General features: G+C 71.3%; 11 protein-coding genes. 6 read left to right on the forward strand and 5 right to left on the reverse strand.

The window, feature by feature from the left end; genetic code table 11:
* Positions 1-45 precede the first annotated feature (45 nt).
* A complete protein-coding gene (gene ileS, locus ACZ7L7_RS11480) occupies positions 46-3,189 on the reverse strand; it encodes an isoleucine--tRNA ligase (RefSeq protein ID WP_471592308.1) in 3,144 nt (1,047 codons plus the stop codon).
* Positions 3,190-3,794: 605 nt separating this feature from the next.
* On the opposite strand from ileS, the gene ACZ7L7_RS11485 reads away from it, so the two are divergent.
* The 5 genes from ACZ7L7_RS11485 (at position 3,795) to ACZ7L7_RS11505 (ending at position 8,708) form a co-directional block, all read left to right on the forward strand.
* Positions 3,795-4,916 (forward strand): TraR/DksA family transcriptional regulator, encoded by a 1,122-nt coding sequence (locus ACZ7L7_RS11485; RefSeq protein WP_472075658.1) that lies wholly within the window; start codon positions 3,795-3,797, stop codon positions 4,914-4,916.
* Between the two features lie 60 nt (positions 4,917-4,976).
* On the forward strand, positions 4,977-5,579 hold the full coding sequence (gene lspA, locus ACZ7L7_RS11490; protein ID WP_471428196.1) for a signal peptidase II: 603 nt from the start codon (positions 4,977-4,979) through the stop codon (positions 5,577-5,579).
* Positions 5,580-5,634: 55 nt separating this feature from the next.
* Complete coding sequence (locus ACZ7L7_RS11495; RefSeq protein WP_285513139.1) at positions 5,635-6,579, forward strand: RluA family pseudouridine synthase; 945 nt, start codon at positions 5,635-5,637, stop codon at positions 6,577-6,579.
* Positions 6,576-7,046, forward strand: a complete 471-nt coding sequence (locus ACZ7L7_RS11500; RefSeq protein WP_285513140.1) for a GNAT family N-acetyltransferase — start codon at positions 6,576-6,578, stop codon at positions 7,044-7,046. Before ACZ7L7_RS11495 ends, ACZ7L7_RS11500 begins: the two co-directional genes overlap by 4 nt.
* A gap of 87 nt (positions 7,047-7,133) precedes the next feature.
* Entirely contained in the window at positions 7,134-8,708 is a 1,575-nt protein-coding gene (locus ACZ7L7_RS11505) for a Na+/H+ antiporter (protein WP_453608082.1), read from the forward strand.
* Positions 8,709-8,787: 79 nt separating this feature from the next.
* Here ACZ7L7_RS11505 and ACZ7L7_RS11510 read toward each other — a convergent pair whose 3' ends face one another.
* Positions 8,788-9,900 carry a mechanosensitive ion channel family protein gene (locus ACZ7L7_RS11510; protein ID WP_285513141.1) on the reverse strand — a complete coding sequence of 371 codons (1,113 nt, stop codon included), beginning with the start codon at positions 9,898-9,900 and terminating at the stop codon, positions 8,788-8,790.
* A gap of 95 nt (positions 9,901-9,995) precedes the next feature.
* Here ACZ7L7_RS11510 and ACZ7L7_RS11515 point away from each other — a divergent pair, with 95 nt between their 5' ends.
* Positions 9,996-10,568: a dienelactone hydrolase family protein gene (locus ACZ7L7_RS11515; RefSeq protein WP_453608072.1), complete on the forward strand. Its 573-nt coding sequence runs from the start codon at positions 9,996-9,998 to the stop codon at positions 10,566-10,568.
* Between the two features lie 13 nt (positions 10,569-10,581).
* On the opposite strand, the gene ACZ7L7_RS11520 is transcribed toward ACZ7L7_RS11515, so the two are convergent.
* The 3 genes from ACZ7L7_RS11520 to ACZ7L7_RS11530 form a co-directional block, all read right to left on the reverse strand.
* A complete protein-coding gene (locus tag ACZ7L7_RS11520) occupies positions 10,582-12,240 on the reverse strand; it encodes an alkaline phosphatase D family protein (RefSeq protein ID WP_285513143.1) in 1,659 nt (552 codons plus the stop codon).
* A 92-nt stretch (positions 12,241-12,332) separates the two neighbouring features.
* Complete coding sequence (locus tag ACZ7L7_RS11525; RefSeq protein WP_285513144.1) at positions 12,333-13,133, reverse strand: DsbA family protein; 801 nt, start codon at positions 13,131-13,133, stop codon at positions 12,333-12,335.
* 98 nt (positions 13,134-13,231) lie between these two features.
* Entirely contained in the window at positions 13,232-13,927 is a 696-nt protein-coding gene (locus tag ACZ7L7_RS11530) for a hypothetical protein (protein ID WP_285513145.1), read from the reverse strand.
* Positions 13,928-13,949 lie beyond the last annotated feature (22 nt).

The following is a 13,949-nucleotide window of genomic DNA, read 5'->3' on the forward strand; positions in this document are numbered from 1 at the left end:
AGGGCCCGGCCTCCGAACGGAGACCGGGCCCTGGTGTGCCTCAGGTCACGCCTTGCGCAGCCGGAAGGTCAGCGACAGACCCTCGTCGGTGAACGGCTCGCCGTAGCCGCCGTCCGCCTCGCCCTGGGCGAAGTCCGTGGCGAGGACCTCGTCGGCGATGAGGCCGGAGTGCTCCGTCAGGGCCTCCACCGTCGCCGGGTCCGTGGACTGCCAGCGCAGCGCGATCCGGTCGGCCACGTCCAGGCCGCTGTTCTTGCGGGCCTCCTGGATCAGCCGGATCGCGTCACGGGCCAGGCCCGCGCGGCGCAGCTCGTCGGTGATCTCCAGGTCCAGGGCGACCGTGGCGCCCGAGTCGGACGCCACCGACCAGCCCTCGCGCGGGGTCTCGGTGATGATCACCTCGTCCGGGGCGAGGCTGATCGTCTCCCCGTCGACCTCGACCGACGCCGTGCCCTCGCGCAGGGCCAGGGACAGCGCGGCCGCGTCCGCGTTCGCGACGGCCTTCGCCACGTCCTGCACCCGCTTGCCGAACCGCTTGCCCAGCGCCCGGAAGTTGGCCTTCGCCGTGGTGTCCACCAGCGAGCCGCCGACCTCGGAGAGGGACGCCAGCGATGTGACGTTCAACTCCTCGGTGATCTGCGTGTGCAGCTCCGTGTCGAGGCTGTCGAAGCCCACCGCCGCGACCAGTGCCCGGGACAGCGGCTGACGCGTCTTGACACCGGACTCCGCGCGCGTGGCCCGGCCCAGCTCCACCAGCCGCCGCACGAGCACCATCTGCTTGGACAGTTCCGGGTCGATGGCGGTGAGGTCCGCCTCCGGCCAGGCCGCCAGGTGCACCGACTCCGGGGCGCCCGGGGTGACCGGCACCACCAGGTCCTGCCAGACCCGCTCGGTGATGAACGGGGTCAGCGGGGCCATCAGCTTGGTGACCGTCTCGACGACCTCGTGCAGGGTGCGCAGCGCGGCCTTGTCGCCCTGCCAGAAGCGGCGGCGGGACCGGCGGACGTACCAGTTGGACAGGTCGTCGACGAACGCGGACAGCAGCTTGCCGGCGCGCTGGGTGTCGTAGGACTCCAGAGCCTGCGTCACCTGGTCGGTGAGCGCGTGGAGTTCGGACAGCAGCCAGCGGTCCAGCAGCGGGCGGTCGGCCGGGGCCGGGTCGGCCTCGGACGGCGCCCACTCGGACGTACGGGCGTACAGGGCCTGGAAGGCGACCGTGTTCCAGTACGTGAGGAGCGTCTTGCGGACGACCTCCTGGATGGTGCCGTGGCCGACGCGGCGGGCCGCCCAGGGGGAGCCGCCGGCCGCCATGAACCAGCGCACCGCGTCCGCGCCGTGCTGATCCATCAGCGGGATCGGCTGCAGGATGTTGCCCAGGTGCTTGGACATCTTGCGGCCGTCCTCGGCGAGGATGTGGCCGAGGCAGACCACGTTCTCGTACGAGGACTTGTCGAAGACCAGCGTGCCGACCGCCATCAGCGTGTAGAACCAGCCGCGGGTCTGGTCGATGGCCTCGCAGATGAACTGCGCCGGGTAGCGGGCCTCGAACAGCTCCTTGTTCTTGTACGGGTAGCCCCACTGCGCGAACGGCATCGAGCCCGAGTCGTACCAGGCGTCGATGACCTCGGGCACGCGCGTGGCCGTCTTTCCGCAGCCGTCGTGACGGCAGGCGAAGGTGACGTCGTCGATGTACGGCCGGTGCGGGTCGAGGCCGGACTGGTCGGTGCCGGTCAGCTCGGTCAGCTCCGCGCGGGAGCCGACGCAGGTGAGGTGGTCGTCCTCGCAGCGCCAGATCGGCAGCGGGGTGCCCCAGTAGCGGTTGCGGGACAGCGCCCAGTCGATGTTGTTGTTCAGCCAGTCGCCGTAGCGGCCGTGCTTGACCGTGTCCGGGAACCAGTTGGTGTTCTCGTTCTCCTGGAGGAGGCGGTCCTTGATCGCGGTGGTGCGGATGTACCAGGACGGCTGCGCGTAGTAGAGGAGCGCGGTGTGGCAGCGCCAGCAGTGCGGGTAGCTGTGCTCGTACGGGATGTGCCGGAAGAGCAGGCCGCGCTGCTGGAGGTCCTCGGTGAGCTTTTCGTCCGCCTTCTTGAAGAAGACGCCGCCGACCAGGGGGACGTCCTCCTCGAAGGTGCCGTCGGGGCGGACGGGGTTGACCACGGGCAGACCGTAGGAGCGGCAGACCTTGAGGTCGTCCTCACCGAAGGCGGGGGACTGGTGGACCAGACCGGTGCCGTCCTCGGTGGTGACGTACTCGGCGTTGACCACGTAGTGGGCCTCCGCCGGGAACTCGACCAGCTCGAAGGGGCGCTGGTAGGTCCAGCGCTCCATCTCGGCGCCCGTGAAGGACTGGCCGGTGGTCTCCCAGCCCTCGCCGAGGGCCTTGGTCACCAGCGGCTCGGCGACGACGAGCTTCTCCTCGCCGTCGGTCGCCACCACGTAGGTCACCTCGGGGTGGGCGGCGACCGCGGTGTTGGAGACCAGCGTCCAGGGGGTCGTCGTCCAGACCAGCAGGGCGGCCTCGCCCGCGAGCGGACCGGAGGTGAGCGGGAAACGGACGTACACGGACGGGTCGACGACCGTCTCGTAGCCCTGGGCCAGCTCGTGGTCGGACAGGCCGGTGCCGCAGCGCGGGCACCACGGGGCGACGCGGTGGTCCTGGACCAGCAGACCCTTGGTGAAGATCTCCTTCAGCGACCACCACACGGACTCGACGTACTCGGGGTCCATCGTGCGGTACGCGTCGTCCAGGTCGACCCAGTAGCCCATGCGGGTCGTCAGTTCGGCGAAGGCGTCGGTGTGCCGGGTCACGGACTCGCGGCACTTGGCGTTGAACTCGGCGATGCCGTACGCCTCGATGTCCTGCTTGCCGGAGAATCCCAGCTCCTTCTCGACCGCCAGCTCCACCGGCAGGCCGTGGCAGTCCCAGCCCGCCTTGCGGGCCACGTGGTAGCCGCGCATGGTGCGGAAGCGGGGGAAGACGTCCTTGAAGACGCGGGCCTCGATGTGGTGGGCGCCGGGCATGCCGTTCGCGGTGGGCGGGCCCTCGTAGAAGACCCACTCGGGGCGGCCCTCGGACTGCTCCAGGCTCTTGGCGAAGATCTTCTGCTCGCGCCAGAAATCGAGCACCGCGTGCTCCAGCGCGGGCAGGTCGACCTGGGCGGGTACCTGGCGGTACGTCGGCTTTGTCATCAGCGAGCTTCCTCCGGCGGACTTGCTGCCTTCCGTCCGGAGGGACGAGAGCTACGTCTTTCGTTGCGCCGGCTGCGGCGCGCTCCCGCGGTACCACCCTCCTTGGCCCGCCGATGCCGGGTACGGCTCGGTGAGCCCCCTCATTGGGGTCGCGATGCCGGTTCTACTCACCTGCGCAGGCTTTCTTCCGGCGGCTCCGGGGTGATCTTCACGTCGCGCTCGCCCCCGGGCTCCCACCGTCCCCGGGTCGCTCTGGGCTGCGTACGCCGCTACTCGTCCCCATCCACGCTTTTCGCTCCGCCCAGTGTACGGCGCCGCGGGGACAGCGGCCGACCGATTTCCGGGAGGCCGGGGGAGGGGGTCGGGGAGGGTGCGGAGGACGGGTCGGGTGACCCGAACGGCGCTGCACGGGTGTTCGCATTCTGGGACGGTCCCCGGCGCGGATTACCCGGCGGGGAGCTGGGCACAACGGATGCAGATCGGCCACGCGGTATGCGCGAGGCGGGCGAATCGGGTGGTGTGCCCCATTGCCGCCGGGCTGAAGTCGATTTATCGTCCCAGCACGATTCGCGAGCAAGATCACAATATGTGAAGGGGCCGCGGCCATGGTGGCGAAGAAGACCGCCGTACAGCAGTCGGCGTCCGGCAGGTCCACGAAGGCCACGGGCGGTGCGGCCAAGGACCCGAGCGCGAAGAAGAGCACGCACACGGCGTCCGCGGGCCGCGCCAAGGACGGGAAGCCGGTGAAGACCGTCCGGGGGGATGCCGCCGGGGCGGCTGGGGAGGAGGCGTTGCCGAAGAAGACGACGAAGACGGCGACGAAGAAGGCCGCGAAGACGGCGGCGAAGACGGCGGCGAAGACGGCTGCGGGGACGGCTGCGGGGACAGCCACGAGGTCGGCCGCGGCAGGGAAGACCGCGGCGAAGAAGACCGCCTCGACCAAGAAGGCCGCGGCGAAGAAGACCACGACGGCGGCCAAGTCCACGGAGACGCGGAAGTCCGCGGAGACCCAGAAGTCCGCGGAGCAGAAGGCCGGGGCGGCCAAGAAGACCGCGGCCAGGAAGGCACCGGCGAAGAAGACCGCGGCCGACAGTACGACCGCCAAGAAGACAGTGGCCAGGAAGACGGCCGGCGAGAAGGCCGCGGCAGGCAAGGCCCCGGCCAAGAAGAGCACCTCCAAGAAGAGCGCGACCAAGAAGACCAAGGTGGGCGCGGCCGAGGCCGCGGAGCAGACGGGAGCCACGACGGTGGTTGCGAAGAAGACTCCTGGCACGGCCACGGCGGCCACGACCGCCGTTCCCAAGGCGCGCGTCGCCGCGGCGGTGGAGCCGGGCGAGCTCCCCGTACGTCCCGGTGAGGAGCCCTGGACCCCAGAGGAGGTCGAGGAGGCCCGCGCGGAGCTGCTGCTGGAGGGCGAGCAGCTCAGGGAGGAGATCACCTCCTCCGAGCAGTCGCTGGCCGGTCTGATGCGGGACTCCGGCGACGGCGCCGGGGACGACCAGGCCGACACCGGCACGAAGAACATCACGCGGGAGCACGAGCTGGCGCTGGCCGCCAACGCGCGGGAGATGCTCACCCAGACCGAGCGCGCCCTGGAGCGGCTGGACGCGGGCACCTACGGGCTCTGCGAGAGCTGCGGCAACCCCATCGGCAAGGCCCGTATGCAGGCATTCCCGCGCGCGACGCTGTGCGTGGAGTGCAAGCAGAAGCAGGAACGCCGGTACTGAGGGCCCGGTCGGGCGTGTCGTACCCTCGTCCTCATCAAGTACCTAGGTTGAGGGACTCACGTGGCAGAGGCGGAGCGCATCATCGGTACTCCGGATTCCCCGGACGGGGCTGAGGCCGAGCAGCCGGAGCGGTCATCCGGTCCGCAGGGACAGGAGGGCGACCAGGCGCGCCCGAGGGGCAGGCGCCGGATCGCCGTGCTGTTCGCGGTCGCGGCCTTCGCGTACGTCATCGACCTGGTCAGCAAGATGATCGTGGTGGCCAAGCTGGAGCACCACGAGCCGATCGAGATCATCGGGGACTGGCTGAAGTTCGAGGCGATCCGCAACGCGGGCGCCGCCTTCGGCTTCGGCGAGGCATTCACCGTGATCTTCACGGTGATCGCGGCGGCCGTGATCGTGGTGATCGCCCGGCTCGCCCGCAAGCTCTACAGCCTGCCCTGGGCCGTCGCCCTCGGCCTGCTGCTGGGCGGCGCGCTGGGCAACCTCACCGACAGGATCTTCCGCTCGCCGGGCGTCTTCGAGGGCGCGGTCGTCGACTTCATCGCGCCCAAGCACTTCGCCGTGTTCAACCTCGCGGACTCGGCGATCGTGTGCGGCGGCATCCTGATCGTGCTGCTGTCCTTCAAGGGGCTCGACCCGGACGGCACCGTCCACAAGGACTGAGCCCGGCGCTCAGGGCGCGGTCCGGACTGTCTCACCCGTCCGGCATACTCGACGGGTGAGCACGCTTCCCGAGATCCGTACCCTGCCCGTGCCCGACGGCCTGGAGGGCGAGCGCGTCGACGCCGCCATCTCCCGCATGTTCGGCTTCTCCCGTACCAAGGCCGCGGAGCTCGCCGCGGCGGGCAAGGTGCTGGTCGACGGCACGGTGGTCGGCAAGTCCGAGCGGGTGCGCGGGGGTGCCTGGCTGGAGGTCGAGATGCCGCAGGCGCCCGCGCCGGTGCGGGTGGTCGCCGAGCCGGTCGAGGGCATGGAGATCGTGCACGACGACGATGACGTGGTCGTGATCGTCAAGCCGGTCGGGGTCGCGGCTCATCCGTCGCCGGGCTGGACCGGGCCGACCGTCATCGGCGGGCTCGCCGCCGCCGGGTACCGGATCTCCACGTCCGGTGCCGCCGAGCGGCAGGGCATCGTGCACCGGCTCGACGTGGGCACCTCCGGACTGATGGTGGTCGCCAAGTCCGAGTACGCGTACACGTCGCTCAAGCGCCAGTTCAAGGAGCGCACGGTCGACAAGCGGTACCACACGCTGGTCCAGGGCCACCCGGACCCGACCAGCGGCACCATCGACGCGCCCATCGGACGACACCCCAACCACGACTACAAGTGGGCGGTGACCGCCGACGGCAAGCCGTCCGTGACCCACTACGACCTCATCGAGGCGTTCCGCGCGGCCTCGCTGCTGGACGTGAAGCTGGAGACCGGGCGCACCCACCAGATCCGCGTCCACATGTCCGCCCACCGGCACCCCTGCGTCGGTGACCTCACCTACGGCGCCGACCCCACCCTCGCCAAGCGGCTGAAGCTGACCCGGCAGTGGCTGCACGCGGTGCGCCTCGGCTTCGAGCACCCCGGCGACGGGCAGTGGGTGGAGTTCTCCTGCGACTACCCCGACGACCTCCAGCACGCCCTGGACCAGGTGCGCGAGGAGACCTACGGATGAGCCCCGAGCCGTACGTGGTGCGGGTCGCCGAGGAGGCCGCCGACCGTGAGGCGTGCTTCGCGGTGCGCCGGGAGGTCTTCTGCGGCGAGCAGGGCGTGCCCGAGGAACTGGAGTACGACGCCTACGACGCCGTCGCGGTGCATGTGCTCGCCGTCCGGGAGGACGGGGTGCCGCTCGGCGCGGGCCGTCTGCTGTACGGCGAGGCCGCCGCGTCCAAGGTCGGCGGCGACCCGTTGGTGGGCTCGCTGGGCCGGCTCGCGGTGACCAAGGCGGCCCGCGGACTCGGCATCGGCGCCGCCCTGGTGCGGGCCATCGAGGACGCGGCACGCGCGCGTGGCCTGAGGGCCGTGGACCTGCACGCCCAGACCCACGCCCTCGGCTTCTACGAGCGGCTCGGGTACGCGGCGTACGGCCCGGAGTTCCCGGACGCGGGCATGCCGCACCGGGCGATGCGGCGCGAGGTCTAGCCCACGCGCCGCGAGCGCTGGTGAGGGCGGGGGCGTGGCAGGCTTGGGGGCTGTCCCGTGGCCGCCTACCCCGCCGGAGCGCTGACCGTGGATCAGTTGGCCCTGTTGTTCGTGCTGTTGCTCGGGGCCGTGGTGAGCGTCCCCGTGGGCGCGCGGTTCGGATTGCCGGCGCCGGTGCTGATGACGCTGCTCGGCATCGTGCTGGCGCTGCTGGAGTTCGTGCCCAATGTCGAGGTGCCGCCCGACCTGATCCTGCCGCTGCTGCTGCCGCCGTTGCTGTACGCGGCGGTGCGGCGGACCTCCTGGCGGCAGTTCGCCGCCAATGTGCGGCCCATCCTGCTGCTGGCCGTGGCGCTGGTGTTCGTGACCATGCTGAGCGTGGCCGCCGTCGCGCAGGCGATCATCCCCGGTCTGCCGATCGCCGCCGCCTTCGCGCTCGGCGCCCTGGTGGCGCCGCCCGACCCCGTCGCCGCCACCGCGGTCGCCGGTCAGCTGGGGCTGCCGCGCCGACTGGTGTCGATCCTGGAGGGGGAGGGCCTGTTCAACGACGTCACCGCGATCGTGCTCTACCACGTGGCCATCGCGGCCGTCGTCAGCGGCTCGTTCTCCTTCTGGGAGGCGGGGATCCAGTTCGTGCTCTCCGCCGTGCTCGCCCTGGTCGTCGGGCTCGGCCTCGGCTGGGGCGCGAACCGGCTGATGGACCTGCTCGACGACCCCACCCTCCAGATCGGCCTGACCCTGCTGGTGCCGTACGCCTCCTACGTCCTGGCCGAGGAGTTGCACGCGTCCGGGGTGCTGGCCGTGCTGACCACCGCGCTGTTCCTCGCCGAGTACGCCACCGACGCCGACGACGTGATGACCCGGCTCGCCGGGCACACCGTCTGGGACGTCGTCGACACCCTCGTCACCGGGGTGGCCTTCGGACTGATCGGGCTCGAACTGCACAACGCCGTGGCCACCGCCTCCGGGCGGTGGGGCGAGATGCTCGGCTGGGCGGCGGCCGTCACGGCCGTGGTGATCCTCGTACGGCTGCTGTGGCTGCTGCCCGCGACCTGGCTGACCAAGCGGATGCACGCCCGCAAGGTCCACGACGAGGACATCCCGATGACCTGGCGGGAGACCGTCGTCATGTGGTGGTCGGGGATGCGCGGGGTGGCGTCCGTGGCGCTGGCCCTGGCGATCCCGCTGACCGTGGACGACGGGTCCCCCTTCCCCGACCGCGACGAGATCATCTTCATCGCGTTCGGCGTGATCATGGGCACTCTGGTGCTCCAGGGGCTGACCCTGCCGTGGCTGGTGAAGCGGCTCGGGGTGCGGGCGGACACCGCGCGGGAGAAGGAGTTCGAGAAGGCGCTGGCCACCCGGGCGGCCAAGGCCGCCAAGCGGCGGCTGCGGGAGATCGAGGCGGTGGAGGAGCTGCCCGAGGAGCTGGCCGAGGTCATGATGCGCCGGGCCTTCGACATCGGGTTGCGGATCTCCCCGGACATCGGGGACGAGGAGCGCCGCGAGGCGCACCGCAGGGTCAAGCAGATCCGCGGCATCGAGCGGGAACTGCTCAGCGCCGCCCGGCACGAGGTGCTGGCGGCGCGCAGCGAACCCGGCGCCGATCCGGAGATCGTGGACCGGGTGCTGCGCCACCTGGACGTACGCAGCCTGCGGTGACGGTCCGTGGGCCGGGGGCCTGCCCGTGGCAGGCGGTGGGGCGCCGTACGTGCCCGGCCCGCGGTGACGGTCCGGCCCGTCAGCGGCCCGTGCGCGGTGGGTGGTGGGCGCGGCGCGTCTGGGCGCCGTCCGGGGAGCGGGTCGGGGGCACCGTGCCCGGCGGGAGCACGGCGTCGGCGGTGTTGACGCGGGGGAGGGCGTAGGGGTGGGCCGCGGCCAGCCACTTGACCATTTCCTCGCGGACCGTGACCCGTACCGTCCAGATGTCGTCCGCGTCCTTCGCCGTCACCAGGGCCCTGACCTCGATGGTCGACGGAGTCGCGTCGGTGACCGCGAGGGTGCAGGCCCGCCCGTCCCAGGCCGGGCACTCGCGCAGGATGTCCGTCAGCCGCTCGCGCATCAGGTCCAGCGGGGCCGAGTGGTCCAGATGCCAGTAGACGACGCCGGTCATCCGGGCACCGCCCCGGGACCAGTTCTCGAAGGGCTTGGAAGTGAAGTACGACACCGGCATGGTGATCCGGCGCTCGTCCCAGGTCCGCACGGTCAGGAAGGTCAGGGTGATCTCCTCGACCGTGCCCCACTCGCCGTCCACCACGACCGTGTCCCCGATGCGCACCATGTCGCCGAAGGCGATCTGGAGCCCCGCGAACATATTGCTCAGCGTCGACTGCGCGGCCACGCCCGCGACGATGCCGAGGATGCCCGCCGAGGCCAGCAGTGAGGCACCGGCGGCCCGCATCGCGGGGAACGTCAGCAGCATCGCCGCGACCGCCACCACCGCGACCACCGCCGCGACCACGCGGGTGATCAGCGTCACCTGGGTGCGCACCCGGCGGACCCGGGCCGCGTCCCGGCTGCCGCGCGCGTACCGCGTGTACGTCGTCTCCACGACCGCCGCCGCGATCCGGATCACCAGCCACGCCGCCGACCCGATCAGCACCAGCGTCAGCAGCTGCCCGATGCCGACGCGGTGCTTCTCCAGCACCCGCGCCGAGTCGTAGGACCCTCTGAGCAGAGCCGCGCACAGCACCAGCTGGTAGGGGACGCGGGCCCGGCGCAGCAGCCCCCACAGGGGCGTCTCGGAGCGCAGTCGGTCGGCCTTGCTCAGCAGCCGGTCGGTGGCCCACCCGATGAGCAGGGTGAGCAGGACCGAGCCGCCGATGACGATCAGCGGGCGGAGTACGTTCTCCATGCCCTCGAACGTAACCACGCCGAGGGGGTGACGAACATGCCGGGCGGTGAGACTCCGCCCACGTCACTGTCGTACCCGGCTGGCACCATGGCCTCATGAACATCGTGCTCTTTCACTCGACGTACGGCCCGCGCCCCGCGGTGGGGCAGGCCGCGGACCGGCTGCGCGAGGCCGGACACGAGGTGTGGACACCGGACCTGTTCGAGGGCCGGACGTTCGACACCGTCGAGGAGGGCATGGCCTTCAAGGAGGAGATCGGCAAGGACGAACTCCTCAAGCGGGCCGTCCTGGCCGCCGCCCCGTACTCCGAACGCGGCCTGGTCTACGCCGGGTTCTCGCTCGGCGCCTCCATCGCGCAGACCCTCGCCCTCGGCGACGAGAAGGCGCGCGGCCTGCTGCTCCTGCACGGCACCTCCGACATTGCGCCGAACGCCTCGGTGGACGAGCTTCCGGTGCAGCTGCACGTCGCCGAGCCGGACCCGTTCGAGACCGACGACTGGCTGAGCGCCTGGTACTTGCAGATGGGCCGGGCGGGCGCCGATGTGGAGGTCTACCGCTACGCCGGGGCCGGTCACCTGTACACCGACCCCGACCTGCCGGACTACGACGCCGAGGCGGCCGAGACCACCTGGCGGGTGGCACTCGGCTTCCTCGACTCGCTGTCCTGAGGACTTTCCCGGATCAGACCGGGTCGTAGGTCCGCTCGACCTTCTGTGTGCCGCTGCGGGTGCGGTACGAGCGGGCCCAGGACGCCGTCGCGTCGGGCTTGGTGCGGTCGGACAGGACGTAGTAGTCCATCTGCGCGCGGGCGGCGGTGATGTCCAGGACACCGAAGCCGTGCCGGTCGGTGTCGACCCAGTGGACATGCCGGTTGGCGGCCCTGATGAGCGGCGAGGCCAGCGCGGAGACCGTGCCCTCGGGGACCTTCACGATGTCGTCGAGGTTGTCCGAGCTGACCGAGGTCACCACGAACTCCGTGGCGGCCGAGGCGGACAGCGGATACGTACCGGCGTTCACCGGCACGTCGTTGGCCCACGCCATGTGGATGTCGCCGGTCAGGAAGACGGTGTTGCGGATGGCGTTCGAGCGCAGGTGGGCCAGGAGTTCCCGGCGGTCGTCGGTGTAGCCGTCCCACTGGTCGGTGTTGACGGCCAGGCCCTCCTTCGGCAGTCCCAGCAGCTCGGCGAGGGGTCTCAGCAGCTCGGCGGAGAGGGAGCCGATGGCGAACGGCGCCATCATCACCGGGTTCCCGACCAGCCGCCAGGTGGCGTCGGAGGACTTCAGGCCCGCCTTGAGCCAGTCCAGTTGGGCGCGCCCGGTGAGTGTGCGGTCCGGGTCGTCCACGTCGCCGTTGCCGACGGACACCTGCTGGGAACGGAAGGAGCGCAGGTCCAGCAGGGAGAGGTCGACCAGCTTGCCGAAGCGGAGCCTGCGGTAGGTGGTGCCGGCCACCGCGGGGCGTACCGGCATCCACTCGAAGTACGCCTGCTTCGCGGCCGCCTGACGCGCGGCGTACGCGCCCTCGGCGCCCTCGGTGTGGTTCTCGGCGCCCCCGGACCAGGCGTCGTTGGCGATCTCGTGGTCGTCCCAGATCGCCACGCAGGGCGCGACCGAGTGCAGCGCCTGGAGGTCGGGGTCGGTCTTGTAGCGGCCGTGCCGGATGCGGTAGTCGGCGAGGGTGAGGATCTCGTGGGCCGGGGCGTGCGGGCGTACGACCTTGTCGCGGTTGGCGTACTGGCCGCTGCCGTACTCGTAGATGTAGTCGCCCAGGTGCAGCCAGGCGTCCAGGTCGCCGCGGGCGGCGAGATGGCGGTACGCGGAGAAGTAGCCGGCCTCCCAGTTGGCGCAGGAGACCACGCCGAAGCGGAGGCCCGCCACGGCCGCGTCGGTGGCCGGCGCGGTGCGGGTGCGCGCCGGAGCGGTGGTGGTGCCGCCGGCCGCGAAGCGGAACCAGTAGTCGGTGGCGGGGGCGAGGCCCCGGATGTCCGCCTTGACCGTGTGGTCGGAGGCGGCCGTGGCGAGGGTGGAGCCCTGCGCGACGACGTGGGTGAACGCCTTGTCGGTGGCGACGGTCCAGCTCACCTCGGTGTCCGGGCCGAGCCCGGAACCGGGTGTCGCCTCGGGGGTGGGGGTCACGCGGGTCCACAGCAGGACGCCGTCGGGCAGCGGGTCGCCGGAGGCGACGCCGTGCAGGAAGGCGGGGGCGGTGGCGGCCCGGGCGGGTGCCGTCGCGGCCAGCGTTCCGGCCAGGACAGCAGTGGCCGCCGCGGCCTTGACGACCGTACGGCGGCGTGGGGTAGGCGGGTTGAGCGACTCGGAGGGTCTGTATCGACTGGTCACAAACCCTCAGGTTACTGGCAGGTACACGCCAGAGGCGGGCGAACTCGCCAGAATTCGCCCGCCGTTCGCCCGGAGTCTCCTCAGGCCGGGGGTTACTTCGTGACGCCCGCGTCCTTGAGCGCCTTCTGCCAGTCCTCGGGCGTGCCCGGGGTCTCGATCAGCTTGTTGTTGATCTTGAGGGTCGGGGTCGACTTGACGTCCTCGGTCTTCTGGAAGGTGTCGCTCATCTTCAGCGCCCAGGCGTCGTAGGTGCCCTTCTTCACGTCGTTCTGGAACTTCTTGTTGCCCTTCAGGGCGTCCACCGTGTCGGCCACCTTGATCAGGTAGTCGTCCTTGGCGAAGTCGTCGGTGGACTCCGCCGGGTGGTACTCGGTCGAGTAGAGCGCCGCCTTGTAGTCGAGGAACGCGTCGGGGCTGACGTCCAGGGCGGCACCGAGGGCGCTGAGCGCGTTCTTCGAACCCTCGCCGCCCAGGTTGCCGTCGAGGAACGTGCCGATGGTGAAGGTGAGCTTGTAGTCGCCGTCCTTCATGCCCTTGTTGATGGCGTCGCCCACGTTCTGCTCCAGGGCCGCGCAGCCCGGGCAGCGCGGGTCCTCGTAGAGGTGGACCAGGTTGTCGGTCTTGGACTCGCCGATGGTGACGGTGCTGCCGTTCTTGCCCGAGGTGTTGGCGGGGGCGACCACCGTGGCCTTGGCGGCCTCGTCCCAGGCCGAGGGCTCGTTGGCCTGGACGACCGCGTAGCCGATACCGCCGGCCGCGGCCAGCACACCGACCACCGAAAGGGCCACGATGACCTGCCGCTTGGCCTTGGCCCGCTTGGCCTCGCGCTCACGCTCGGCGCGCAGCCGCTCGCGTGCCGCCGTCTTCGCCGCCTGGCTGTTCCGCTTGCTCATGACTGTTTCTCTCCATGGGGACGCGCACACACCGGGTGTGCGGAAGGTGTTGGGGTGGACCGCCGTGGCTCGGTGGCTCTCGGAGGAGAGCGGTGCTCTCAGGCGAGAGCGGCCCGGCGGGGCGGTCCACGCCGTCCCAGGGAGTGCACGAGGAACCGCTCGCGGGCGGCGGCGGTGCGGCGCACGAAGCGCGGCAGCCGGCGCGCGGACCGGGCGGGCCGGACCGTCACGGCGGCCACCGCCAGCAGCAGCGGCCGGAAGGTGGTGGCCGCGACCGCCCGCAGCAGTTGCGCCAGCGCGCGCTCGCCGCGGCGCAGCCAGGCGGCGGCGACCAGGCCGACCGAGACATGGGCGGCCAGCAGCAGCCAGGCCGTGCGCGGATCGGCGTCGGCGAGCAGTGCGGCGAGCCGGTCGGTGCCGGTCTTCTCGGTGACCGCGGTCAGCGCGGTGCCGACCCGGGTGCCGTCGCCGCACAGCACGTCAAGGCCGACCGAGCGCAGCGGGCCCGCGACCGGGCCGCCCGCGGCGCCGTAACAGACGTGCTGACCGGTGGTGAAGACCGTGTCGGCGGCCAGCTCCAGCGGGATCAGCAGCGCCGCGATCCGGCCGAAGCCGCGCTCGCGCCCGGCGAGTGCGTAGGCGACCGCGAATACCGCCGCGGCGACCAGCGCGACCGTGTTGAGGGGCAGCGGGACCCGGGACAGCAGCACGTGCGACGCGGTGCTGAGCGTCACGACGAGTGCCGTGAACAGCGCCGCGCGCAGTACGCGCAACCGGGTCCCTGATATGTCCATAGCGAGAGAAGAGTCTGTCACG

The organism is Streptomyces sp. NPDC110618, from assembly GCF_055657065.1.